This window comes from Sciscionella sediminilitoris (assembly GCF_000737195.2).
Lineage (GTDB): Bacteria > Actinomycetota > Actinomycetes > Mycobacteriales > Pseudonocardiaceae > Sciscionella > Sciscionella sediminilitoris.
Window position 1 is genome coordinate 1 of sequence record NZ_JALM01000056.1, and the last position, 23,898, is coordinate 23,898.

Sequence of the window (23,898 nt, forward strand, 5' to 3'; positions counted from 1 at the left end):
GCGCTCACCACGAGGGTGTACTCGCCCGCGACCAGCTCACGGAACTCGTAGAGCCCGCGCTCGTCGGTGGTCTCGGCCCCGACGACCTCGCCACGCGCGTCCGCGAGGGTGGTCGTCGCCCCGACGACCGGCTGCCCGCTGCTGGCGCTGGTGACCAGGCCGGTCAGTCCCGCGGTCCCGGTCAGCATCAGGTCGACGCCGAGCGGTTCGCCGCCGACGGTGATGGTCGAGGCCTCCGGCTGGTGCGCGCCCGCCGAAGCGATCAGCACGTACCGTCCGGCCGTCGGGGCGTCGAGGCGGTATCCGCCCTCCGGCCCCGCGGTAGCCCTGCCGACCTGCCTGCCGCCGGTGTCGATCAGGGTCAGCACCGCACCCGGCACCGGTTCGCCGCCACCGCGGTGCACCGTGCCGTGTACCGGAATGCCGCCCGGGCCGGTTCCGTTGCCACCTGTACTCATCTGCGCTGTACTCATCTGCGCCGCTGTCATCTCCTCTGCCCGGATACGGTGCGCGCCGGGTGCGCGCGGGGCGAATTCCCCGGCCGATGCGACGACCTGTGCCGCACCGTGCCGCCCGGAACCGTTGGCGCCGTTTCCGTTCGGCTCCCCGATATCGCCGTTTGCCATGGCGTGTACGAGCTCCCTGTCCTCGTTCGGATCGATCGACCGCACCGGCCCGGCCGTCTCGTCGAGCAACGATGCGCCCGCTCCCGCGGTGACCGGCCCGTCGGAACCGGCTTCGGCCGCCGCGGCGGCCTTTTCCTGCACACCGGAGGTGTTGCGCAGCGGGATCTCCTTCATGAACAGGAAGACCAGGAAGGCCACCGCGGCCACGATGGAGGCGGCGAGGAACACCATCTGCATCGAGTTCGAGAACCCGACGAAGAACGGGTGTGCCAGGTTGTGGTCGATGTGCTGCAGGAAAGAGGAGTCCTGCATGACCTTCCCGGAAAGCGCGGCCATACCCTGCGGGCCCTGCGCCATCTGCTGGGCCACCTGCGCGCTCTGCGCGCCACCGCTCGGATGGGCGAGCGCGTTCTGGAACTCCGGGGTGTTCGCCGCGGACTTGAACGCGTCCCCGATCTTGGTGCCGACCGTGGAGAACAGCATGGAGAGGAACACGGCCGTGCCGAGCGTGCCACCCAGCTGCCGGGTCATCGTGCTCGTGGAGCTGGCCACCCCGATGTCCCGCACCGGAACCGCGTTCTGCGCGGCCAGCGTCAGGGTCTGCATGCACAGACCGAGACCGGCGCCGAACATCACCATGTAGCCGGAGAGCTCACCGAAGGAGGTGTCCGCGGTCAGCCGGAAGTGGAACAGGACCGCGGCACCGGTCAGCAGTGCCGTACCGATCACCGGGAAGATCTTGTACCGCCCGGTGCGCGAGGTGATCTGACCGGAGATCACCGAGAAGACCATCATCCCGCCGACGAACGGCAGCATCAGGAACCCGGATTCGGTCGGCGAGGCTCCGCGCACGATCTGCATGTACTGCGGGAGCATCGCGATACCGCCGAACATGGCCAGACCGACGAGCAGGCCGCCGCCCGCGGTGATCGAGAAGACCCCGCTGCGGAACAGCTTCAACGGGATCAGCGCGTCGTCGCCCATGAACTTCTCGACGATCACGAAGCCGATGAGCCCGACGGCGCCGACGATGTAGCAGATCAGCGAACCGGTCGCGTCCCAGCCCCATTCGCGGCCCTGTTCGGCCACCAGCAGCAGCGGGACGAGCCCGACGATCAGCGCCGTCGCGCCCCACCAGTCGACCTTCTTGCGCTTGCTCGCGTCCTTGCTGTTCCCGGGGATGTTGAGCACCTTGGCGACCACGAACAGCGCGATGATGCCGATCGGCACGTTCACCAGGAACACCCAGCGCCAGCCGTCGATACCCGCGATGCTGTCCACACCGGAGAAGGCGCCGCCGATGACCGGCCCGAGCACGCTCGAGGTGCCGAACACGGCGAGGAAGTAACCCTGGTACTTGGCCCGCTCCCGGGCCGGAACGATGTCCGCGATGATCGCGAGTGCCAGCGACATCAGGCCACCGGCGCCGATGCCCTGCAGCGCACGGAACGCGGCCAGCATGTACATCGAGGTGGAGAAGGTGCACGCGATCGAACCGATCACGAAGATCGAGATGGCGGCAAGGAAGAACGGCTTGCGGCCGTACATATCCGAGAGCTTGCCGTAGAGCGGCGTGGAGATCGTCGAGGTGATCAGATACGCCGTCGTCACCCAGGCCTGTTGGTCGAGCCCCTTGAGATCATCGGCGATCGTCCGCACCGCGGTGGACACGATCGTCTGATCGAGCGCCGCGAGGAACATGCCGAGCATCAGCCCGGACAGGATCACCAAGATCTGCCGGTGGGACAGCCCTGCTGGTGACGAAGCCTCCCGTGAGCTCGCCGCGGGTGATGCCGCAGCGGTAGTCATGAACAGCCCTCCCCTTCATCTTGTGTGGTGTCGTTCTGGTCGTTCGCGTGCGTCCGCTGTTCAGTGTGCGCACGAGGTCCGACAGTTTTGTGGTCCGCTTTGTGCTCGGCCTTGTGCTCCGCTTTGTGGTCGGCTTTGTGGTCGGCGCAGTGCGCGGGCACGTAGTGCTGGGCGAGCGTGCGGTTGTACCGCTCGAGCAGCACGCCGAGCTGGTGCACGTCCTCCTCGGACCACTCGTCGAGCAGCCCGCCGAGCAGTTCCTCGCGGCGCCCGCGCACGTGTTCGAAGACCCGCTCGCCCTTCTCGGTGGCGGCGAGCAGGCTGGCCCGCCCGTCCGCGGCGTCCGGCCTGCGTTCGAGCAGACCGGCCTTCACCATCGCCGAGGTCTGCCTGCTCATCGTCGAGGTGTCGGTGAACAGTTCCTCGGCGAGCGCGGTCAGCCGTACCGGTCCGCCGGTGATCACCTGGGCGAGGACCCGGAACCCGACCGGATCGATGTCCGGGCCGTACTCCTTGCCGAGCGCGTGCCAGGCCAAGTGGGTGAGCCGGGTGGTGCGCAGCACCTGGGTCGCGACGTTGTCGACGGCGGCGAGCCGAGCGCTTTCGCTGGCGGTATCGATTCCGTCGTCGACCCGCGCCACCCCGGGTTCGGGAATGGTAAGCACGATCGTCCGCTCCAGATATCGAGATGATTGAAGTCGACGGCTACGTTGCATGACCCATGCAAGTAGTTGCCGTCATCAACAATGCACCTTGTCGAGCGGCTAGTGCAAGTTATTTTCCCGTGAGTCAGCGCACAGGGGCTTGCGTTACGGTGCTCCTACCCTTTGAGGTCCGGGAAGTCGTCCTCGCCGAACTCGGTTCCCGGTTTCGCCGCCGCGTCCGCGTGCAGCTCGTTCTCCCGTCCACGCAGCTCCACCCTGCGGATTTTGCCGCTGATGGTCTTGGGGAGCTCGGCGAACTCGAGGCGCCGGATCCGCTTGTACGGGGCCAGCTGGGCGCGGGCGAAGGCCAGGATCGAGCGCGCCGTCTCCGCCTCGGCCGGGTACCCGGCGGCCAGCACCACGTAGGCCTTCGGCACCGCGAGCCTTACCGGATCGGGTGAGGGAACCACGGCCGCTTCCGCCACGGCCTCGTGTTCGAGCAGCACGCTCTCGAGTTCGAACGGCGAGATCCGGTAGTCACTCGCCTTGAACACATCGTCCGAGCGCCCGACGTAGGTGATGTAGCCCTCCGCGTCCCGGGAGCCCACGTCCCCGGTGTGGTAGTGCCCGTCCCGCATCACCTCGGCGGTCCGTTCCTCGTCGTCCCGGTACCCGACCATGAGCCCGAGCGGGCGCTGCGCGAGATCCAGGCAGATCTCTCCCTCGGTGCCCACCGCCCCGCTCGCCGGGTCCACGAGTGCGACGGTGAATCCGGGGATCGGCCTGCCCATCGAACCCGGTTTCACGCTCTGTCCCGGGGTGTTGCCGATCTGCACGGTGGTCTCGGTCTGCCCGAATCCGTCCCGGATCGTGGTTCCCCAGGCCTTGCGCACCTGCTCGATGATCTCCGGGTTCAGCGGCTCCCCCGCGCCGACGACCTCGCGCGGCGGGGTGGCGAGCGCACCGAGATCGGACTGGATGAGCATCCGCCACACGGTCGGCGGGGCGCAGAAGGTGGTGACCCCGGCCCGGCCCATCGTCGCGAGCAGCGCGGCCGCGTCGAACCGGGTGTAGTTGTAGATGAACACGCAGGCGCCCGCGTTCCACGGGGCGAAGACATTGCTCCACGCGTGCTTGGCCCAGCCGGGCGAGGAGATGTTCAGGTGAACATCCCCGGGCTGCAGCCCGATCCAGTACATCGTGGAGAGGTGCCCGACCGGGTAGGAGGCGTGGGTGTGCTCCACGAGCTTGGGCTTGGCCGTCGTTCCGGAGGTGAAGTACAGCAACAGGGTGTCGTCCGCGTTGGTCGGCCCGTCCGCGGTGAACCCGGCACTCTGCTCGTAGGCCTTCCGGTAGTCGGTCCAGCCGTCCGGGGCGGCGCCGACACAGATCTTCGTGTACTCGCCCGGCACCTCGGCGAACGTGGCCGCGTTCGCCTCACCGGTGACCACGTGCCGGGCGTTCCCCCGCTGCACCCTGTCGACCAGATCACTCGCCGCCAGCAGGGTGGACGCCGGGATGATCACCGCGCCGAGCTTCATCGTGGCCAGGATCGTCTCCCAGAGCTCGACCTGGTTACCGAGCATCAGGATGAGCCGGTCGCCCCGGCGCACCCCCTGTCCGGCCAGGAAGTTCGCCACCTGGTTGGAGCGCGCGGACAGCTCGGCGAAGGAGAGCTTGCACTCGGTGCCGTCCTCTTCCACGATCCACAGCGCGGGCGCGTCCGGGGTGTCCACGGCGAGCTGGTCGAACCAGTCGAGGGCCCAGTTGAACCGGTCCAGCGCGGGCCAGCTGAACCCGCGGTAGGCGGACTCGTAGTCCTCCCGGTTGGCGAGCAGGTAGTCCCTCGCGGTGCGGAACTCATCGGTAGCGGTCACGGGCACTTCCTCCTCATTGCAGCCTCCTCATTGCGGCCTTCCCGGGGCGACTCGGACAGTTCTACCTCGTCCGTCCCGAACCCTGCTACTGCAGTTGGTCCATGGCACGGTAGATCCGTTTGGCGGACACCGGATAGGCGGCCTTGAGTTCCTGGGCGAACAGGCTCACCCGGAACTCCTCGATCATCCAGCGGATCTCCCGCGCGGCCCGCCCGGTTCGGGTGGCCGGTGGCAGTTCCGCGAGGAATTTCCGGTATTCCTCGGCCACGATCCGCACATCCTCGGTCCAGTCGAGATCCCGTTCCGGATCGCGGGGCAGTTTCTCCAGCCGGAACCGCACCGCGCGCAGGTACCGTACGAGCGCGGGCATCCGGGCGATCCCGGTCGTGGCGATGAACCGTTTGTGCACCAGCCCGTCGACCTGGGCGCGCACATCGGACAGCGAGGTGCGGTACCGGTTCGCGTCCAGGCTCGTGAGCTTGCCCTCCACCGCCTGCCACTCGGCGAGCACCTCGCACACGGTGCGCAACAGCTCCAGGGTCATCTGGTTGCACCGCGAGCGGGCCAGCTCGGTCAGCTTCGCGAAGCCCTCGGCATCCCAGGCCGGTCCGCCCGCCTCGGCGATGAGCGTGGCGAGCACCGCGTTGACGCAGTCGGCGACGAGCGCGTCCAGCCCGCCGTGCGGATTGTTGCCGAGTACCAGCTTCGCCCGGCCGTCCAGGTGGCGCAGCGCGTACTTGCTCGGCGAGGGCGTGTTGAGCAGCAGCAGTTTCCGGGTTCCGGCGAGCATGGCCAGCCGCTGTTTGTGCGCCGACTCCAGCAGCCGCACCGCGACCGTGTCCCCCTCGTCGACAAGGGCGGGATAGCCGGTGACGGTGAACCCGGATTTGCGCTGGCTCACCGATTTCGGCAGTTCCCCGATCGTCCAGCCGGTCAGCCCGCTGCGTTCCAGGTCCCCCGCGGCATCGGAAAGCGTCTCGGCCATGCTGGGGCGCAGTTGCTGTTTCAGCGCCGCGAGGTCCGCCCCCTCGGCCAGCTTCTTGCCCTTGCGCTCCACCCGGTAGTTGACCACCAGGTGGCCGGGCAGTTTCGTGATGTCCCAGGCGTTACGCGGCACCACGACCCCGGTCATCGCCCGCAGCTCCGATTCGAGCGCGTCGAACAGGCGCTGCTTGCCCGGCTCGACCCTGGCCAGTACCGCCCTGGCGAAATCGGGAGCGGGGACGAAGTTCCGGCGCAGCTCCTTGGGCAGGGATTTGATGAGCGCGGTGAGCAGTTCCTCGCGCAGCCCCGGAACCTGCCATTCGAACAGCTCCGGGCTGACCTGGTTGAGCACGGCGAGCGGGATGTGCGCGGTCACCCCGTCGGATTCGGTGCCGGGGTCGAACTGGTAGGTCAGCCGCAGCCGGTGTTCCCCGCAGGGCAGCTCGTCGGGGAACTCGGCCTCATCGACGGTGGATCCCGTCTCGCTGATCAGCATCGCTTTCTCGAAGTTCAGCAGATCGGGATCCGTACGCCGCTTCTTCTTCCACCAGGAATCGAAATGCCGCCCGGAGACCACCTCGGCCGGAATGCGCTCGTCGTAGAACTCGAACAGTTCCTCGTCGTCGACCAGAATGTCGCGGCGCCGCGCACGGTGTTCGAGCTCCTCGACCTCGGCGAGCAGTTTCCGGTTCGCCGCGAAGAATTCGTGGTGGGTTTCCCATTCCCCGTCCACGAGCGCATGCCTGATGAACAGTTCCCGCGATTCCTCGGGATTGATCCGGCCGTAGTTGACTTTGCGCCCGGTCACGATCGGCACCCCGTACAGGGTCACGCGCTCGGTGGCGAGCACCGCGGCCGCCTTCTTCGACCAGTGCGGCTCGCTGTGGTTGCGTTTGACGAGGTGTTCGGCGAGTGGTTCCACCCATTCCGGTTCGATGCGCGCGTTCTCCCGCGCCCACAGCCGGGTGGTCTCGACCAGTTCGGCGGACATCACCCAGCGCGGCGCCTTCTTGAACAGCCCGGAACCGGGGAAGATGCCGAATTTCGCGCCACGCGCGCCGAGGTATTCGTTCCCCGGGCCCTCTTTGACGCCGATGTGCGAGAGCAGCCCCGAGAGAATGGCGATGTGCACGTTCTTCGGGTCCGCTTCGCCGTCCTTCGGCACCACGCCGAGCGGTTTCGCGAGCTGTTTCAACTGCGCGTAGATGTCCTGCCATTCCCGGACCCGCAGATAGTTCAGGAATTCGTTGCGGCACAGCTTGCGGAACCGGCTCCCGGAAAGCTCGCGCTGCTGTTCGCGAAGGTAGTTCCACAGGTTGAGGTAGGCGAGGAAATCGGAGTCGGGATCGCGGAACCGGGCATGCGCGGCGTCCGCGGCCTGCTGATGCTCCGCGGGCCGCTCCCTCGGGTCCTGAATGGACAGTGCGGCGGCGATGATCAGCACCTCGCGGGCACAGGCCCCGTCCCGCGCGCCGAGGATCATCCGGCCCATCCGGGGGTCGACGGGTAACTGGGACAGCGCGCGGCCGGTCTCGGTGAGCCGGTGCTGTGCGTCGAACGCGCCGAGCTCGGTGAGCAGGGTGATGCCGTCGGTGATGGCGCGCCGGTCCGGCGGATCCACGAAACCGAAGGAGGCGATGTCCCCGAGCCCGAGCGCGGCCATCTGCAGTATCACCGAGGCGAGGTTGGTGCGCAGGATCTCCGGATCGGTGAACTCCGGCCGCGATTCGAAGTCCTGCTCGGCGTACAACCGGATGCAGATACCGTCCGAGAGTCGTCCGCAGCGGCCCTTGCGCTGGTTCGCCGAGGCCTGCGAGACCGGCTCGATCGGCAGCCGCTGCACCTTCAACCTGTTGCTGTACCGGGAGATCCGCGCGGTACCGGGATCGATGACGTAGCGGATCCCCGGCACGGTCAGGGAGGTCTCGGCGACGTTGGTGGCGAGCACGATCCGGCGGCCGCGGTGCGGAGCGAACACCCGGTGCTGTTCGGCCGAGGACAGCCTCGCGTAGAGCGGAAGCACCTCGGTGTCCGGGATCTTCTTGCGCGCCAAGGCATCGGCGGTGTCCCGGATCTCCCGCTCCCCGGAGAGGAACACCAGAATGTCGCCCGGTCCTTCGGCACGCAGCTCGTCGACCGCCGCGCCGATCGCGGCCACCTGATCGCGTTCCTCGGCCTCCGGATCCTCCGGATCGGCGACCGGGCGGTAGCGCACCTCGACCGGATAGGTGCGCCCGGAGACCTCGATGATCGGCGCGTCCCCGAAGTATTCGGCGAACCGCTCCGGGTCGATGGTCGCGGAGGTGACGATCACCTTCAGATCGGGCCGCTGCGGCAGCAACCGTTGCAGATAACCGAGCAGGAAGTCGATGTTCAGGCTGCGTTCGTGCGCCTCGTCGATGATGATCGTGTCGTAGCCGCGCAGCTGCCGGTCGTTCTGCACCTCCGCGAGCAGGATCCCGTCGGTCATCACCTTCACCAGGGTGTTCTCCCCGGAACTGTCGGTGAACCGCACCTTGTACCCGGTCACCTCGCCGCTCTCGTCGCCCAGTTCCTCGGCGATGCGCTCGGAGACGGTGCGCGCGGCGATCCGGCGCGGCTGGGTGTGCCCGATCGCGCCGCGCACTCCCCTGCCGAGTTCGAGGCAGATCTTGGGCAGCTGCGTCGTCTTGCCCGATCCGGTTTCCCCGGCGACGATGACCACCTGGTTGTTCGCGATGGCCTCGGCGATCTCGTCCTTGCGCGCGCTGACCGGCAACTGTTCCGGGTAGCTGATCGCGGGCACAGCGGCCTGCCGGGCGCTCACCCTGGCGAGCGCCCGTTCGAGGTCGGCGCCGATCTTGTCGGTCACCGAGGCGAGCTTGGCCGGATCGCGGAGCTTGCGCGCGCCGGCCAGCCGGTTGCCGAGGCGATGCTGATCGCGCGGCATGAGTTCGGGCAGCCGTCGGCGCAGTTCGGCGAGACGGTCGGTGGTTGAGGTGGACATCCGGACTACCAGTTTACGGTGTCCGTCGCCCGCTTTTCGGCAGGTGCACACCGAACCGGATGGCGAGCATGCGCAAGCCGAACACCAGAACCGCCGCGGTCACCGTGCTCGCGGTGCGCGGCGCGCCGAGGGTGTCCAACAGCAGGTACACCACCGCGCCGGTGGCCGCGCAGGTCGCGTAGATCTCCTCGCGCAGCAGCAGCGGCGGGAGTTCCCCGGCGAGCACATCCCGGATCAGCTCTCCGGTGACCCCGGTGATCGTGGCGAGGATGACCACGGCAAGGGGGTTCACCTGTGCGGCGATCGCGGTCTGCGCGCCGATCACGGTGACCACGGCGAGGCCGAGCGCGTCCACGGTGAGCAGGGTCCGCCGCGGCACCATGCGAAACCGCAGATACCCGATCGTCGCCACGGCGGACCCGAGGATCACGGTCAGCAGCACCCAATCGTGCAGCCAGTACAGCGGGTGCCGGTCGAGTAACAGGTCCCGGGTGGTCCCGCCGCCGAGCCCGGCGAGGAATCCGAGCACGATCGCGCCGAACGGGTCCAGGTTCGCCTTGTGCGCGGCGAGCACCCCGCTGACCGCGAAGGCACCGACGCCGATCAGGTACAGCACGTGCAGCACCACGTGCGTCCTCCTCTCACCCCTGCAAGCCATACCGTCTGGTATGTACGGCTGCTACGGTTGATCCGGGCACATGGAGGTGGCCGTGGCCGACATCCTGGAGCAGCCATGAGCACGACGCATCTGCACAGCTGCACGCTCTGTGAGGCGACCTGCGGGATCACGGTGACGGTCGAGGACGAGCGGGTCACCGGAGTGCGCGGCGACCCCGAGGATCCGCGCAGCCGCGGCTATCTGTGCCCGAAGGCGACCGCGCTCGCCGATATCCACGCCGATCCCGACCGGCTGCGCACCCCGCTGATCCGCTCCGGGGACGGCTGGCGCGAAGCGGGCTGGACCGAAGCACTCGATCACGCCGCCGCCGGACTGCGCGCGGTACGCCGCGAGGACCGGGACGCGCTCGCGGTCTACCACGGCAATCCGGGCGCGCACAATCTCGGCGCGGTGCTCTACGGGCTGCCCTTCTACCACGCGCTGCGCACCCGCAACCTCTACTCGGCGAGCTCGATGGACCAGCTGCCGCACATGCTCGCCGCCTGGCGGATGTTCGGTCATCAGGGGCTGCTCCCGGTCCCCGATGTCGACCGCACCGAGCTGTTCGTGTGCATCGGGGCGAACCCGCTCGTGTCCAACGGCAGCATCCTGACCGCGCCGAACATGCGCGATCGGCTCGCCGCGCTGCGCCGCAGGGGCGGGCGGCTCGTGGTGCTCGACCCGCGGCGGACCGAGACCGCGGCGAAGGCCGATGAGCACCTGTTCATCCGGCCGGGCACCGATGCGCTGCTGCTCGCCTCGCTGGTGCGCGTGCTGTTCGAGGAGAACCTGGTGCGGGCGAGCAAGCCGTTGTCCCAGGTGGACGTCCTGCGCGCGGCGGTGCGCGAGTTCGGCCCGGAGCGCACCGCGCCGGTGACCGGGATCCCCGCGGCCACCGTGCGGGCGCTGGCCAGGGAGCTGGCGGCGAGCCCGCGCGCGGTGGTGTACGGCCGGATCGGGGTGAGCACCCAGGAGTTCGGCGGAGCCTGTTCCTGGCTGATCACCGCGGTGAACGCGCTGACCGGGCACCTCGACGAACCGGGTGGCGCGATGTTCGCCCTTCCCGCGGTCGATCTGGTCCCGTCGGCCGCGCTGATCGGGCAGACCGGGTCCACCGGCACCTTCCGCTCCCGGGTGCGCGGGCTGCCCGAGGTCGCGGGCGAGCTGCCGGTGGTCGCGCTCGCCGAGGAGATCGCCACCCCGGGCCCCGGCCGGGTGCGCGGGCTGCTCACCGTGGCCGGGAACCCGGCACTGTCCTCCCCCGACGGGTCCCGCCTCGAGGCCGCGCTTCCCGGGCTGGACTTCATGGTCAGCGTGGATCCCTATCTCAACGAGACGACCCGGCACGCGAACGTGATCCTGCCGCCGACCGTGGCACTGGAGCGCGCGCACTACGAGCTGGTCATGGAACACGTCGCGGTGCGCGCGGTGGCGAAGTACTCGCCCGCGGTGTTCCGGCGCGGGCCGGAACAGCGGCACGACTGGGAGATCCTGGCCGGGCTGGCCACCCGGGTGTTCGCCGGGCGGCTGGCGGGGCGCCTCCCGGTGCCGCCCCCTGAGGTGCTGGTGGATCTGCTGCTCCGGCGCAGGCGGCTGTCCCTGCGGAAGCTGCGCGCGCATCCGCACGGGATCGACCTCGGCGGCCTCGCGCCCCGGTTCCCGCACCGGCTGTACACCGCGGACGGGACCGTGCACCTGGCTCCCCAGGCGTTCCTCGCCGATCTGCCGAGGCTGCGTGAACGCCTCGAGCGGGAGGCCGCCGATCTGCTGCTGATCGGCCGCCGCCAGCTGCGGGACAACAACTCCTGGATGCACAACAGCAGGCGGCTGGTGAAGGGCAGACCGCGGTGCACGCTGCTGGTACACCCGTCCGATGCCCGGCGGTTCGGCCTCGCCGACGGGCAGCGCGCACGGTTGCGGTCCCGTACCGGAGCGGTGCTCGTACCGGTGGAGGTCACCGAGTCGGTCATGCCGGGAGTGGTGAGCCTGCCGCACGGCTGGGGGCATCACCGCGCGGGCACCAGGATGCGGATCGCCGAGGAGCACGCGGGAGTGAGCCTCAACGACATCACCGACACCACGTTCTACGACGAGCTGACCGGGACCGCCGCGCTCTCCGGGCTCCCGGTCAGCCTCGAGCCCGCTGGCTGAGCTTGCGCAGCATCCGGGCGTCGCCGAACCCGACCGTGCGCGCCGCCGTCTCCGCGCTCGCCCCGTTCGACCGCAGCTGATGGGCCCGCTCCAGCCGGAGCGCCTGCTGATAACGCAGTGGGGTGAGCCCGGTCGCCCTGGTGAACTGACGGGTCAGGGTGCGCTCGGCGCAGCCGAGGGAGCGGGCGAGCTCACCGAGCACCAGCCGGTCGGCGAACCGTTCGTCCAGCACGTCCTGGGCCCGGTGCACCAGGTCGTCGGTGTGCGAGCGGTGCCGCAACATCGCGCTGTCCTGCTGCTCGTGCCCGTTGCGCCGGGTGTAGGCCACCATCGATCTGGCCACCCGCGCCGCGAGACCCGGACCGTGCGCGACGGCGAGCAGGTGCAGCGCGAGATCGATCCCGCTGGCGATCCCGGCCGAGGTCACCACCGGGCCGCTGACCGTGTAGAGCACATCGCGCACCACGCGGGCGGCCGGGAACCGCCTGGCGAGCGCGTCCTGCAGTTCGTGGTGGGTGGTGCACTCGCGCCCGTCCAGCAGCCCGGCCATGCCGAGCGCGTAGGCCCCCGCGCACACACTGGCCACCCGGCCACCGCGGGCGTGGTGCTCCTCGAGCATCCGCACCACCGGGGCGCCCAGGCCGTGCGGCGGCGGCAGGTTGCCGGTCCGCCAGCCGGGAACGAGGAGCAGATCCCCGCGCCCCGGCTCCGGCCAGTCCGTCTCCGCGCTCACCGCGACTCCCTGGGCGGTGCGCACCTGTTCCCGTTCCCCGAGGTAGCGCAGCCGATAGGGGTACCCGTGGTCCGCGGCGCCGTGGAACACCTGCGCCGGACCGGCCAGGTCGAGCAGGTGCACGCCCGGGACGAGGAGGAAGAAGACGGTACTCACGATCCGGTCAGCGTAGCCACCGTGGCGATCGTCGCGAACCGGCCGGCGAGCGCGTAGGTGGTGCGCTCGAGGATCTGCTCCGGGTGCAGGGTGCGCGGATCGGCGAGTAGCTCCTCGATCGACTGCCCCGCGGGTGCTTCCGGGTGCGGGATCGGGTGGGTGGCGGTCGCGTCGGCCACGTAGGTCACCGCGTACCCGAGGTCCGAGGCCACCCGGGCGGTGGTCTCGCAGCACTGTTCGCTGCGGATCCCGCACACCAGCACCTCTGCGATGCCGTGCTCGGTGAGCAGCCGCTGCAGACCGGTCGTGGTGAACGCGTTGTGCGAGGTCTTGTACAGCACCGGGTCGGTGTCCTCGACCGCGAGCCCCTCGATCGGCCGCACGTGCCCGAGGGGCGGATCGAACACGTTCCCGGTGCCCGGTTCGGTGTGCAGCACCCACACCACCGGTTCGCCCTCGGCACGCGCGTGAGCCACGAGCGCGTTCACCCGCGCCACGATGTCCGGGTTCGAGATGATCCGCCAGCTGTCCCTGGCTCGGAAGGATTCCTGGACGTCCACGACAAGGAGTGCTCGTTTCATGTGCCGAGTCTCGCCGGGCCGCCGGGGCGCGCGGAACGCCCGATCAAGCCGGACAGCGGAACGATCCGGTCACGCTCTGCTCGCCGCACCGCCCGCTTGCGGGCGCGTAACCGGCAGGCGCGAGAATCGGGGCATGGACTCCCCCTTGGATATCGCCCCAGTCATCCCGGTCGCCGTCTTCACCGATCCAGAACAGGCCGTCGGTGCGGCCCGCGCGCTCGTCGAGGGCGGAGTGCGGGTCATCGAGGTCACCCTGCGCACCGAGGCCGCGCTGGAGTCGGTGCGCCGGATCGCGGCCGAGGTCGGTGAGCTCACCGTCGGCGCGGGCACCATCACCGCACCCGAGCAGGCCGCTGCCGCCGTGGAGGCCGGGGCCGCGTTCCTGGTCACGCCCGGGACCACCGATACCGTGCTGGACGCGGTGCTCGCGACCGGGGTTCCCACGCTGCCCGGTGCCGCCACCGTTTCCGAGGCGATGCGGCTGGCCGAGCGCGGGTTCACCGAGCTGAAGTTCTTCCCGGCCGCCGCTTCGGGCGGGCCGGACTATCTGCGGGCGATCAACGGTCCGCTGCCGGGCCTGCGGTTCTGCCCGACGGGTGGCATTCGCCCGGCGACCGCCGGCGAGTATCTGGAACTGCCGAACGTGGGCTGCATCGGCGGCACCTGGCTCACCCCGGCCGACGCGCTCGCCGCCGGGGACTACGCCAGGATCACCCAGCTGGCCGCCGAGAGCACGCAACTGCACACCAGCTAGGCCCTACCCCAGCGGCGTAGCCGCCTTCACCGCCCACGCCCCTCGCACCGCGGCGGATTCTCCGGCGTTTCCTCGCGAGGCCAGCACCGCCGCCGTGCATGGGGGATACATCAGAAGGTGATCCCGGAGCGAAGGGACGCCGGAGGTTCCGCCACCGGACCCGCCGAGCAACCCGCCCCGTGACACCGCTAGCGGCTGCTGGAGTGGACGTGGACCTGAGGGGCGGAGAGCTCATCCTCGCCCCCACGGGCGAACCGGCTCACGCTGGCGCGGGTCTCGGCGAAGGAGGCGCGCGCGGAGTGCACGTATTCGTCCAGCGGATCGGGGGCGTCGCCGTCCTCGGACAGGCGAGCCTTCAACGCGGTTCGCACGACGAAAACCACGCTTGCCGCGACGACAGCGGTGAACAGAAGCACTGTGAGAACGAGCGTCATGATCCCTGATTCCGAACGATTAATGGGTTTTGCGAGGCCGCCAACACCGATGATAGCGAGCTATTTCGGTTAACGTGCGAGTAGTGGCCGTTGTTCCACCGCACTGCACCGAATCGTTATCTAACCGGGGTTACCGAAGCTTCATTCAGAAACAGGGGTCGGCGAGGTTTCGTTGCCGTGCCGGGAAATTCGGGGAATTCTCAGCCGGTCGCCGCGGGCAGTAGGGCAGTCACCTCGGCCGCGGTCCAATTCCCCCGCACGCCGGACAGTTCGACAAGGTACGTCGCGGCCTTCTCCGGTGTCCATTCCCGGGATTGCACCAATCCCTCGGCGAGAGTCCGCAAATAGGCGGCCGCGGGCACGGTGTGTTCCACCGCGGCCGCGGGATAGGGCGCGGTGAACGTCACGATCGGGTGGCCGTCCCGCTCCCCGAGGCACAGCAGGGTTTCGTAACCGCCCGGACCGAGGCTGAGGCGGCCGTCCCGGACCACGGCCGCCACATCGATCTCCGCCCCCGGTTCCCGTCCGGTCTCCTGCGCGGCCACATCCGCGAACTGCTCACCGGTCACCAGATAGGCCCGCGCGTAGGCGGTTCCGGTCAGCTCGGGGTCGTAGTAGGCCACGCCTCCGGTCCAGTTCCGCGATTCGCCCGCGAAGTACACCCCGCCGGGCAGTTCCAGTGCCTGGTCGTCGGCCGGGGCCCTGGTGTCCCGGCAGCCGGGGTGGCGCCGCGTCCCCCCGATCGGCGTCCCTCCGTAGAGGTAGCAACCGAACCGCGCGGCGGACATGTTCGAGCCATAGGACGCGTACCAAACCTGATCCATCTCGGGTAGACCTCCCGCTACCGTGCCTGCTCTGCCGATCCCCGCCCCCGCGCTGCGCGCCGTCACCGTACCCGGCGTTCAGCCCTGCGCCGCGGCCGCCTTCCGCGCCCGCATCACGAGTTTCCGGGTGACCTGGATCAGCACGAGGATGCCCGCGATGTGCACGACATTGCTGACGGTGACCATGGTGGAGATCGGGAGCCGGTAGACGAGCGCGATCACGATGGCCGCGATCGCGATCAGGCCGACGCCCCAGACCACGGCGATGCGCACGAGGTTCGCCCGGAAGGCGGGCAGGGTGCGGTAGCGCTCGTCCCATTCGGCGGCGGCCTCCGGGCCACCACCCTTGTAGAAGCGCTTGCCCGAGTAGTAGGTGAACGGTTTGCCGAGCAGGCAGCTGCCGAGCATGACCAGTCCGGCGAAGCCCATCCCGAAGGAGTCCTTGGCGAGCACGAACCGGGCGTCACCGGTGATGAACACCATGCCGAGGCTGAGCGCGAACATGCTGAGCACGAACACCGCGAATCCGTCGATCTTGCGGTCCCGGATCACCGTGTACAGCGCGCGCAGCCCGGCGATGAGACCGCCCGCGGTCAGCGCGATCACATCGCTGACCCCGAAGGCGTGCAGAATGTAGTACGAGCCGAGCGGGGCCAGGATGTCGAACACCACCAGCGGGGCGATCACCCGCCATCTGGCCTGCTGAGACTGCTGCCCTTGGACCTGGGCAACGGTGGTGTCCTGGGTTTCGGTGGCTTGGTTCTGTTCCATGACCGAAACGCTATGACCGCGCCGGTTCCCATTCCCCCGCCGCGCGTCACGACCCGGCCCTGACATCCGTCAGTGGTCGCGGCTGACGAACATCTCGGTCCCCGCGCCTTTACCACGGTGTGGACCACATTGCGCCCGCCTGCCTGATCCGGTGAGGATGCCGGGTGTGTACGGACTACTGACCTGGAGCGACCGCATCGTCGACTTCGCACGGGTCACCACGGCCGCGTGTCCCCGGCTCCCCCGCGCCTGATCCGTACCCACCCGCATGTCTTCACCGGAGCCGAATCATGACCACTTTCGCCGAGACGAGCGCGTCCGAGCTCGTCCTGCACCCCGAACTGCACGCCCCCGGGCTCGCCGCGCTGCTGCCCGCCGACCGGCTGCTGTGGGATCCGCGCCAGCTGCGCGATCTGACCTCGACGGTCGCCAGGGAGTTCGCCGAACCGCTCGGTGAGCTGCTCCGTTACGAGTCCCCGCAGCGCTGGTGGGCCAGGCTGGCCGTGACCCAGGGCGTCGAGCTGTGGCTGCTGTCCTGGTTGCCCGGGCAGCACACCGAACCGCACGATCACGGTGGCGCCGCCGGTTCGTTCACCGTGTTCACCGGACGGCTGCACGAGCAGTACCGCTACCCGGGCAGGCTGATCCGGGATGCCGATCACGCTGCGGGTGCCGCGCTCGGTTTCGACGCCGGACGGGCCCACCAGGTGCGCAACACCTCGGACGCGCCCGCGGCCAGTGTGCACGCCTATTCCCCGCCCGCGGTTCCCACCAGGGAGTACGACAGCCTGCGGGACCTGCCCGCGGAGATCCCGCCGCTGCCGCCGCGCCAGTCCTTCGCGCAAGTGCTCGCCGACACGGTGGAACCGTGACCTCGACCGGTGTCGAGCGGCTGCTGTCCGCGGCGCGCGCGGAACTGGCCAGGGTCGATCCGGCCCGGGCCGCCGCGCTCGCCGCGGACGGAGCGCTGCTGGTGGACATCCGCCCGGAGGCGAACCGCGCGGCCGAGGGGGCGATTCCGGGGGCACGCATCGTGGAACGCATTCACCTGGAATGGCGCCTCGATCCGGAAGGCGAACACCGCATGGAGGGCTTCGACGCGGACAGCACGGTGATCGTGTTCTGCAACGAGGGTTACGCCTCCAGCCTCGCCGCACGCGATCTGCACCGGATCGGGTTGCCCGGGGCGACCGACCTGATCGGCGGCTTCCGAGCCTGGCAGACCGCCGGGCTCCCGGTCACTGCCCCTCCTGGCTGAGGCTCGCCGGTCCTGTGACCAGGACGCGGTGTTCGATGGTGACCGCGCAAGCCCGGTCACAGGCCGGTGAGCAGGTCCGATTCGCTGATCCCCGCGGGCGTGCCGACGCGGATGAACCATTCGGTGCCGAACGCCCGCAGGAAATCCTCCTCGGGCATCGCGAGGAAGAACGAGTCCTCGGCGATCTGGCTGGCGTGCGCGCGCATCGCGGCGCGTTTCGCCCCGGCGTACTCGCGCACGTCCACCTCGGTGGTCAGTTCGGCCTCCGGCATCCCGATCTCGGCCGGAGGCTCGAAGTTCTCCGCCCCGGACCGCTCGGCGTACTCCCGCATCGCCTTCAGCACCTGGTCGCGGTTCTGCGTGGCCTGGTAGACCCGCGGGGTCCCGGCCAGTTTGGCGGCGAGCATGCCGACCCGGTGCACCTGGATGTGGTCCGGGTGCCCGTAGCCGCCGTGCTCGTCGTAGCAGGTGAGCACATCGGCCTGTTCCTCGCGCAGGATCGTGGCCAGCCGCTCGGCCGCTTCCTCCACCGAGGCGGTCCAGAACGCGTTGGGTGCGAAGTTGCTCTCGTCCTGCATCGCCTCCCCCATCACCATGCCCGAGTCCTCGTAGCCGAGGAATTCCACCCTGGACACGCCGAGCACCTCGGCAGCGGCCCTGGTCTCGGCGATGCGCCTGCTCGCCAACTGCTCCCCCTCGGCGAGGAAGCCCTCGGGTATCTCACCGCGCTCGCCGTGGGTCGCGGAGACGAGCACCGTGCGGTGCCCCTCGTCGGCGGCCTTGCGCAGCACACCGCCGGTCGCGATGGATTCGTCGTCGGGATGGGCGTGGAACGAGACAATGGTTGCCATACCCGCAGATTAGAGGAGTTTCGCGTACCGCCAGAGCAGGCTGTACGGGAAACCCATCACATCCACGCCCTTCTCGGAGAAGAAGGACACGATGCGCGCGGCCCCGTGCCGGAACTGCGCGTGCGCGTGCGGATTGCGTTTGGCCTGGCGGTGCGCCTGCTCGGCGTCGAGTCCGGCGCGGGCGTACATCTCCTTGTTGTTCAGCAGGGTGCCGAGCACCACCGCGGCCGCGCCGCCGATGAACTTCGCGAACTGCTTCTCCACGAACCCCGCCTTGCGCTGACGCCGCATCAGGGCCTCGCGGGCGAAGCGCATGTGCCGCGCCTCCTCGGTGACGTGGATCCGCATCACACCGTGCACCAGTGGCTGCAGTTCCTCGGCGCCGCCGCGCAGGATGTCGCGCTGCAGCACGTCGAACACCTCCTCGCCCATCAGCGCGGCGACCCACATCGGCGAACCGCGCAGCAGGAAGGGGAACACCTTGCCGAGGTTGAACCAGAAGAACCCCGGGGAGTACGGCCGCGCCCCGATCCGGTCGATCACCTTGCCGAACATGGTGGAGTGCCGGCATTCGTCGGCGAGCTCGGTGTAGGCGTACTGCACGTGGTTCGAGGTCGGGTCCTTGCGATAGTTCAGCCGCACCAGCAATTCCATGAGTACGTTCTCGAACCAGATACCGACCGAGAGCGTGTTCGCCAGTTCCTGGCGGGACAACTCGATGCGCTGCGCGCGACTCAGCGAATCCCACAGCGGCGTGCCGTAGAGGGTGATCAGTTCGGGCGGGATGAAGAACTTGTCCTCGTCCAGCGGAGCGGCCCAGTCCAGGTCCAGCTCCGGGTCGTACCAGAGCCCGGCACTGGATTTGAGCAGCCGCTCGGCGACCTGCTCGCGCGGCTTCGGTTCCTTGGGTTTCCGCGACTCCCCGGCCTTGCTCGCTTGCCGTGTTCGATCGACCGTGCTCATCCTCGGCTCCTTTCCGGGACCAACAGCTTCGCGAGTTGTTTGATGTAGCCGATCACCTCGGCCTGGTGCCCGCCCGCGTCGTCGTCCACCCCGTTCTGCAGCGCGAGCCCGGTGAACAGGGCGAGCAGCCCGCGCAGCGCGATCGGCACGAGCTCCGGATTCGGCAGTTTCTGCGGGCCGCCGAACAACCGGCCGAAGGTCTCCTCGGTCACTCCCACCACCCGCTCGGTCAGTCCGGCACACGGCTCGCGCAGTGCCTTGTCCGTGCGCGCGGCGTTGAGCAGTTCGGCCATGGCACGGAAACTGCGGCTGCAGAACACCGACCACAGCAGGTCCAGCGCGGCCGCCCCGGTCCGCCCGCTCGGTGGTAAGGCGGTGAAGGCGCGCTCGAACTCCGCCTGCTGCCTGCGCACCAGGTGCTCGACCGCCGCGGTGACCAGATCGAGTTTGGTCCGGTAGTAGTGCTGCTGCGCGCCGCGCGAGACCCGCGCCCGCCGGGCCACCTCGGTGGTCGAGGTGCCCGACCAGCCCAGTTCGGCGAGGCAGTCCACGGTCGCGTCGAGCAGCCGGGCCTGGGTCTCGGCGCGCCGGTCGGCTTGCCTGCGCCCGGACGGCCGCGCTGGCGTGTTCTCGGTCACAGCGATCACGGTAACCGCGATCCAAGTTACAAGCAAGCAGGCTTGCATGTCGGTCGGGCGCGTTCACCGACAGCGCAGCGGCGATTCCTTGCCGGTGCCCTGCCGGTCCCCGAAGCTGGTGCGGTGCCGATCGAATTCCACCTGCTGACCCGCGGTATGGCGGTCACCGAACTGGCCAAGCGCTGCGAGGGCGAGGGGTACCGCGCGCTGGTGGTGGGTGACCATCCCGGCCTGACCGCGTCCCCGTTCGTCACCCTCGCCGCGGCCGCCACGGCCACCTCCACACTGCGGCTCGGCACGAGCGTGCTCAATGCGGGCATCCGCGAGCCGCTGCTGCTCGCCTCGGATGTGGCCACCCTCGACCGGATCAGCGCGGGGCGCGCGGAACTCGGGCTCGGCGCCGGGCACACCCCCGCGGAGTGGGAGATGCTCGGCCGGACCCGCCCCGCGCCCGCCGAGCGCATCGCGCACCTGCTGCGGGTGGCCGGACAGACCTCGGCGCTGCTCGCCGGCGAGACGATCACCGAAACCGGGGCGGTACTGCCCGAGCCGCGGCCGGTGCAGGACCGGATCCCGTTGCTGCTCGGCGGGGGCAATCCGGCGCTGCTGCGCTGGGCGGGCGCGCACGCGGACGCGGTCGGGCTCGCCGGGCTCGGCCACACCCTTCCGGACGGGCACCGGCACACCGCGCCCTGGTCCCTGGCACAACTGCGGCGGCACACCGGGCTGGTGCGCGCGGGCGCGGGCGAGGCTCAGCCGCCGGTTCTCGAAGCCCTCGTGCAGCACCTCGAGATCACCGAGGACGCCGAGACCGCGCTGCACCGGCTCGGCGAACAGGTCTCGGTGGCCCCGCGGGATCTGCGCGCGGTGCCCTACGCGCTGGTCGGCACCGTGGCACAGATCGCCGAGGAACTGCACGGGTACGCCGAACGGTTCGGAATCACCCGGTTCGTGCTCCGCGAGGAGTCCCGCGAAGCCGGTTCCCGGATCCTCGCCGCGCTGAACCGCGCGTGACCCCTCAGTCGGCGAACACGACCCGGCCCAGTTCGGCGGGCGCGGCCAGCATCGGATGGTTCGGGAGCACCCGCACGGTCATCCCGACCGCGCCCGCCCGGTGCAGGGTCACGGTTCCCGCGTAGCGCCCGTCCCCGTCCGGTTCCAGGCTCACGGTGCGCACCCCGGTGAGTTCATCGCTGTCGTCCGCGCGCCCCACGACGGCCTGTACATCCACATCCGCGGGGCGCAGCCCGCCGAGATCGACGGCCGCGGACACGGCGAGCTCGGCACCGAGCACGGGCGCCCCGCCGTCGCACACCCGGGCGTCCACCTCGGCGATCCGGATCCGCGACCACGCCTCGTCCACCCGGGCCCGGTAGGCGGCGAGATCCCGAGCCCCGGCGAAGGAATCGGCGGCCGCGGCGTTCGCGGAGAGCGCGGCCGGGGCGTAGTACCCCTCCACGTAGTCCTCGAGCATCCGCGTGGCCTGCACCCTCGGAGCCAGATCGGCCAGCGTGTGGCGCACCATGGCCAGCCAGGACCGGGGCACCCCGTCCGCATCGCGGTCGTAGAACAGCGGGGCGACCTGGCCGGAGAGCAGCTCGTAGAGCGCGGCCGCCTCCAGGTCGTCGCGCCGGGCCGGATCGGTGACCCCGTCCGCGTTGGGAATGGTCCAGCCGTTCGAGCCGTCCGAGTACTCGTCCCACCAGCCGTCCGGGATGGACAGGTTGAGGCAGCCGTTGAGTGCGGCCTTCATGCCCGAGGTGCCGCAGGCTTCGAGCGGGCGCGTCGGATTGTTCAGCCACACATCGCAGCCCCAGTACAGGTAACGGGCCATGGACATGTCGTAGTCCGGGAGGAACACGATGCGTTCGCGCACATCCGCGGCGTCGGCGAACCGCACGATCTGCTGGATGAGTGCCTTGCCGCCCTCGTCGGCCGGGTGCGATTTGCCCGCGACGACCAGCTGCACCGGCCGTTCCGGGTCGAGCAGCAGCGCCCGCAGCCGATCCGGGTCGCGCAGCATCAGGGTGAGCCGCTTGTAGGTCGGCACCCGGCGGGCGAACCCGATGGTGAGCACACCGGGATCGAACACGGATTCGGTCCAGCCCAGTTCGAGTGCCGAAGCACCGCGGTGCAGCCAGGATTCGCGCACCCGCCTGCGCACCTCGTGCACCAGCGATTCGCGCAGCTGCGAGCGCAGCTTCCACAGTTCCGCGTCGCCGAGCTGTTCCCCGGTGATCTCCTTGGCCGCCCAGCTCGGCCCGTGCACCCCGTTGGTGACCGAGCCGATCGGTACCTCCTCGGCGTCGAAGCCCGGCCACAGGTGCGCGAACATCCGCCTGGACACCTGCCCGTGCAACCGGGAGACCCCGTTGGCCCGCTGGGCGAGCCGCAGTCCCATGGTGGCCATGTTGAAGGTCGCGGGCTTCGGTTCCTCGCCGAGCCCGATGATCCAGTCCGGATCCACCCCGGGCAGCAGGGTTCCGTCGCCGAAAAAGGAGCGCACCAGTTCGACCGGGAACCGGTCGATGCCCGCGGGAACCGGGGTGTGCGTGGTGAACACGGTCCCCGCGCGCACCGCGGCCAGTGCCTGGCGTTCCTCGAGACCGTGGCCCTCGACGAGTTCCCGGACCCGTTCCAGGCCGAGGAATCCGGCGTGCCCCTCGTTGGTGTGGAACACCTCCGGCTGTGGGAGACCGGTCAGCTCGCAGTAGGCCCGCACCGCGCGCACCCCGCCGATACCGGCCAGGATCTCCTGTTTGATGCGGTGTTCCTGGTCCCCGCCGTAGAGCCGGTCGGTGACGCTGCGCAGATCCTCTTCGTTCTCGTCCAGATCGGAATCCAGCAGCAGCAACGGGATCCGGCCGACCTCGGCGCGCCACACCCTGGCCCGCAGCACCCGCCCGCCAGGCATCGCCACGTGCACCAGGATCGGCGTGTCCGCGGCATCGGTGACCAGTTCGAGGGGCAGACCCTCGGGATCGAGGACCGGATAGTGCTCCTGCTGCCAGCCGTCCAGGGACAGCGACTGGCGGAAGTACCCGGAACCGTAGAGCAGGCCCACCCCGATGACCGGGACCCCGAGATCCGAGGCGGCCTTGAGATGGTCGGCGGCGAGCACCCCGAGCCCGCCGGAGTAGTTCGGCAACGCCTCGGTGACCCCGAACTCCATGGAGAAGTAGGCGATCGAACCGGGCATCCGGGACTCGTGCGCCCGCTCCTGATACCACCTCGGCCCGTCCAGGTAGTCCCGCAGTTCTCCGGCGAGCGCCTGTACCCGCGCCACGAACTCCTCGTCGGCGGCGAGCCGGTCGAGTTCGGCGGCGGGCATCGCGTCCAGCAACCGCAGCGGATCCCCGGTCGCGGCCCAGGTCTCGGGCGCCATCGCGGCGAACAACTCCTGCGTCGGCGGATGCCAGGTCCAGCGCAGATTACGGGCGAGCACCCCGATATCGGTGAGTTGTTCGGGTAGCCCCGCGCGAACGGCGAAGCGGCGTACGGCTTTCACGCCAGCCGACGATAGCTTGACCGATCCGGCGGGTGCACCCGCGGTCGGCGGGGGTGGTCGCCCGTCACAGGTCCCCCGTGATGCACACGGATCGGGTAGCCCGCCACTGCCCGCGCGCGTGCAGCGGGTCCAGCCGGTGAGCCACCCCGGTCGCGGTGAACGCGATCCGCACCCGCAGCTGGCAGGCGGGGGTCGCGCGTTCCGGCACGGTCACGGCCAGTTCGTCGAGCAGCCGCTTGGTGAGCGCGTCGATCTTCGGCCGTACCTCGGTGGCCAGGTCCGGCCGGTGCTTCGGGGCCAGTTCCGGATGCGCGGTCCAGCGGGCGAACAGGCCGTACTCCACGACCTTGGCCGCCTCGATCTGGTCACGGAAGAACGCCACGGTCGCGTTCTGGTCCAGGCCCAGTTCCCGGGCCCGGTTCGCCGCGTCCTCGAGCACCTGCCGCTCGCGCGCCGCATCGGTGATCGCACCGTCCGGGAATTTCGCGGCCGCCACGAGATCGGCGACCTCGACCCGGTCGGTGACCGCGTCGGCGAGACCGAGCAGCGTGTGGTCGGGCGGGATCGCGGCCGAGCTCGGCGCGGCGAGCATGGCGAACAGGGTGAGGCAGGTGCCGCCGACACCGGCACGGCGGAGCAACTGGCGCAACCGGGACCGTTCCATGACCGAGCACCGTACCGCCAAGGCACAC

Annotated in this window: 20 protein-coding genes; 5 read left to right on the forward strand and 15 right to left on the reverse strand. The window is 69.7% G+C overall.

Annotation, left to right across the window (positions count from 1 at the left end; all coding sequences use genetic code 11):
- From AD72_RS21895 to AD72_RS21915, 5 genes are all read right to left on the reverse strand, one after another.
- Nucleotides 1-2,435: MFS transporter (locus AD72_RS21895; RefSeq protein WP_031468423.1), on the reverse strand; the 2,435-nt coding region annotated here is incomplete at its 3' end.
- The gene (locus AD72_RS21900) at nt 2,432-3,100 is read right to left on the reverse strand and encodes a MarR family winged helix-turn-helix transcriptional regulator (protein ID WP_197285042.1); all 669 of its coding nucleotides are present in this window, start codon (nt 3,098-3,100) and stop codon (nt 2,432-2,434) included. The genes AD72_RS21900 and AD72_RS21895, both read right to left, overlap by 4 nt.
- A 155-nt stretch (nt 3,101-3,255) precedes the next feature.
- Nucleotides 3,256-4,956, reverse strand: a complete 1,701-nt coding sequence (locus AD72_RS21905) for an AMP-binding protein (RefSeq protein WP_031468425.1) — start codon at nt 4,954-4,956, stop codon at nt 3,256-3,258.
- Nucleotides 4,957-5,041: 85 nt separating this feature from the next.
- The gene (gene hrpA, locus AD72_RS21910; RefSeq protein WP_031468426.1) at nt 5,042-8,926 is read right to left on the reverse strand and encodes an ATP-dependent RNA helicase HrpA; all 3,885 of its coding nucleotides are present in this window, start codon (nt 8,924-8,926) and stop codon (nt 5,042-5,044) included.
- 13 nt (nt 8,927-8,939) lie between these two features.
- Nucleotides 8,940-9,554: a trimeric intracellular cation channel family protein gene (locus tag AD72_RS21915; RefSeq protein ID WP_037346887.1), complete on the reverse strand. Its 615-nt coding sequence runs from the start codon at nt 9,552-9,554 to the stop codon at nt 8,940-8,942.
- Nucleotides 9,555-9,659: 105 nt separating this feature from the next.
- Between AD72_RS21915 and AD72_RS21920 the strand changes: the two genes are divergently transcribed.
- Nucleotides 9,660-11,735 carry a molybdopterin-dependent oxidoreductase gene (locus tag AD72_RS21920; RefSeq protein WP_031468428.1) on the forward strand — a complete coding sequence of 692 codons (2,076 nt, stop codon included), beginning with the start codon at nt 9,660-9,662 and terminating at the stop codon, nt 11,733-11,735.
- On the opposite strand, the gene AD72_RS21925 is transcribed toward AD72_RS21920, so the two are convergent.
- Both AD72_RS21925 and AD72_RS21930 read right to left on the reverse strand, forming a co-directional pair.
- Complete coding sequence (locus tag AD72_RS21925; protein ID WP_031468429.1) at nt 11,713-12,624, reverse strand: GlxA family transcriptional regulator; 912 nt, start codon at nt 12,622-12,624, stop codon at nt 11,713-11,715. The genes AD72_RS21920 and AD72_RS21925 overlap by 23 nt on opposite strands.
- The gene (locus tag AD72_RS21930; RefSeq protein ID WP_031468430.1) at nt 12,621-13,205 is read right to left on the reverse strand and encodes a cysteine hydrolase family protein; all 585 of its coding nucleotides are present in this window, start codon (nt 13,203-13,205) and stop codon (nt 12,621-12,623) included. Before AD72_RS21930 ends, AD72_RS21925 begins: the two co-directional genes overlap by 4 nt.
- 133 nt (nt 13,206-13,338) lie before the next feature.
- Here AD72_RS21930 and eda point away from each other — a divergent pair, with 133 nt between their 5' ends.
- Nucleotides 13,339-13,959, forward strand: a complete 621-nt coding sequence (gene eda, locus AD72_RS21935) for a bifunctional 4-hydroxy-2-oxoglutarate aldolase/2-dehydro-3-deoxy-phosphogluconate aldolase (protein ID WP_031468431.1) — start codon at nt 13,339-13,341, stop codon at nt 13,957-13,959.
- Between the two features lie 188 nt (nt 13,960-14,147).
- On the opposite strand, the gene AD72_RS21940 is transcribed toward eda, so the two are convergent.
- The 3 genes from AD72_RS21940 to AD72_RS21950 form a co-directional block, all read right to left on the reverse strand.
- On the reverse strand, nt 14,148-14,393 hold the full coding sequence (locus tag AD72_RS21940) for a hypothetical protein (RefSeq protein WP_031468432.1): 246 nt from the start codon (nt 14,391-14,393) through the stop codon (nt 14,148-14,150).
- Nucleotides 14,394-14,593: 200 nt separating this feature from the next.
- Nucleotides 14,594-15,217, reverse strand: coding sequence for a hypothetical protein (locus tag AD72_RS21945; protein WP_031468433.1), 624 nt, complete (start codon nt 15,215-15,217; stop codon nt 14,594-14,596).
- 78 nt (nt 15,218-15,295) lie between these two features.
- Nucleotides 15,296-15,988 (reverse strand): VC0807 family protein, encoded by a 693-nt coding sequence (locus tag AD72_RS21950; RefSeq protein ID WP_051898875.1) that lies wholly within the window; start codon nt 15,986-15,988, stop codon nt 15,296-15,298.
- Between the two features lie 290 nt (nt 15,989-16,278).
- On the opposite strand from AD72_RS21950, the gene AD72_RS21955 reads away from it, so the two are divergent.
- Both AD72_RS21955 and AD72_RS21960 read left to right on the forward strand, forming a co-directional pair.
- Complete coding sequence (locus AD72_RS21955) at nt 16,279-16,860, forward strand: cysteine dioxygenase (protein WP_031468435.1); 582 nt, start codon at nt 16,279-16,281, stop codon at nt 16,858-16,860.
- The gene (locus tag AD72_RS21960; protein WP_031468436.1) at nt 16,857-17,246 is read left to right on the forward strand and encodes a rhodanese-like domain-containing protein; all 390 of its coding nucleotides are present in this window, start codon (nt 16,857-16,859) and stop codon (nt 17,244-17,246) included. Before AD72_RS21955 ends, AD72_RS21960 begins: the two co-directional genes overlap by 4 nt.
- A 56-nt stretch (nt 17,247-17,302) precedes the next feature.
- Here AD72_RS21960 and AD72_RS21965 read toward each other — a convergent pair whose 3' ends face one another.
- The 3 genes from AD72_RS21965 to AD72_RS21975 are packed head-to-tail and all read right to left on the reverse strand — an operon-like array spanning nt 17,303 to nt 19,698.
- Nucleotides 17,303-18,097, reverse strand: coding sequence for a PIG-L family deacetylase (locus AD72_RS21965; protein ID WP_031468437.1), 795 nt, complete (start codon nt 18,095-18,097; stop codon nt 17,303-17,305).
- Between the two features lie 9 nt (nt 18,098-18,106).
- The gene (locus AD72_RS21970; protein WP_037346891.1) at nt 18,107-19,060 is read right to left on the reverse strand and encodes an AurF N-oxygenase family protein; all 954 of its coding nucleotides are present in this window, start codon (nt 19,058-19,060) and stop codon (nt 18,107-18,109) included.
- Nucleotides 19,057-19,698 carry a TetR/AcrR family transcriptional regulator gene (locus AD72_RS21975; protein ID WP_231644925.1) on the reverse strand — a complete coding sequence of 214 codons (642 nt, stop codon included), beginning with the start codon at nt 19,696-19,698 and terminating at the stop codon, nt 19,057-19,059. The genes AD72_RS21970 and AD72_RS21975 overlap by 4 nt, the downstream gene beginning before the upstream one ends.
- A gap of 123 nt (nt 19,699-19,821) precedes the next feature.
- Between AD72_RS21975 and AD72_RS21980 the strand changes: the two genes are divergently transcribed.
- Complete coding sequence (locus tag AD72_RS21980; protein WP_197285043.1) at nt 19,822-20,712, forward strand: LLM class flavin-dependent oxidoreductase; 891 nt, start codon at nt 19,822-19,824, stop codon at nt 20,710-20,712.
- A 4-nt stretch (nt 20,713-20,716) separates the two neighbouring features.
- Here AD72_RS21980 and glgP read toward each other — a convergent pair whose 3' ends face one another.
- Nucleotides 20,717-23,206 (reverse strand): alpha-glucan family phosphorylase, encoded by a 2,490-nt coding sequence (gene glgP / locus AD72_RS21985; RefSeq protein WP_031468441.1) that lies wholly within the window; start codon nt 23,204-23,206, stop codon nt 20,717-20,719.
- A gap of 64 nt (nt 23,207-23,270) precedes the next feature.
- Nucleotides 23,271-23,870 (reverse strand): chorismate mutase, encoded by a 600-nt coding sequence (locus AD72_RS21990; protein ID WP_156365320.1) that lies wholly within the window; start codon nt 23,868-23,870, stop codon nt 23,271-23,273.
- Nucleotides 23,871-23,898: the final 28 nt, after the last annotated feature.

What these genes read in the sequence shown, in the direction of transcription:
- eda (WP_031468431.1), top strand. Translation starts at nt 13,339, where the DNA reads ATGGACTCCCCCTTGGATATCGCCCCAGTCATCCCGGTCGCCGTCTTC.
- AD72_RS21945 (WP_031468433.1), bottom strand. Translation starts at nt 15,217, where the DNA reads ATGGATCAGGTTTGGTACGCGTCCTATGGCTCGAACATGTCCGCCGCG.
- AD72_RS21955 (WP_031468435.1), top strand. Translation starts at nt 16,279, where the DNA reads ATGACCACTTTCGCCGAGACGAGCGCGTCCGAGCTCGTCCTGCACCCC.
- AD72_RS21950 (WP_051898875.1), bottom strand. Translation starts at nt 15,988, where the DNA reads ATGGAACAGAACCAAGCCACCGAAACCCAGGACACCACCGTTGCCCAG.
- AD72_RS21970 (WP_037346891.1), bottom strand. Translation starts at nt 19,060, where the DNA reads ATGAGCACGGTCGATCGAACACGGCAAGCGAGCAAGGCCGGGGAGTCG.
- AD72_RS21965 (WP_031468437.1), bottom strand. Translation starts at nt 18,097, where the DNA reads ATGGCAACCATTGTCTCGTTCCACGCCCATCCCGACGACGAATCCATC.
- hrpA (WP_031468426.1), bottom strand. Translation starts at nt 8,926, where the DNA reads ATGTCCACCTCAACCACCGACCGTCTCGCCGAACTGCGCCGACGGCTG.
- AD72_RS21990 (WP_156365320.1), bottom strand. Translation starts at nt 23,870, where the DNA reads ATGGAACGGTCCCGGTTGCGCCAGTTGCTCCGCCGTGCCGGTGTCGGC.
- AD72_RS21930 (WP_031468430.1), bottom strand. Translation starts at nt 13,205, where the DNA reads ATGAAACGAGCACTCCTTGTCGTGGACGTCCAGGAATCCTTCCGAGCC.
- AD72_RS21940 (WP_031468432.1), bottom strand. Translation starts at nt 14,393, where the DNA reads ATGACGCTCGTTCTCACAGTGCTTCTGTTCACCGCTGTCGTCGCGGCA.
- AD72_RS21920 (WP_031468428.1), top strand. Translation starts at nt 9,660, where the DNA reads ATGAGCACGACGCATCTGCACAGCTGCACGCTCTGTGAGGCGACCTGC.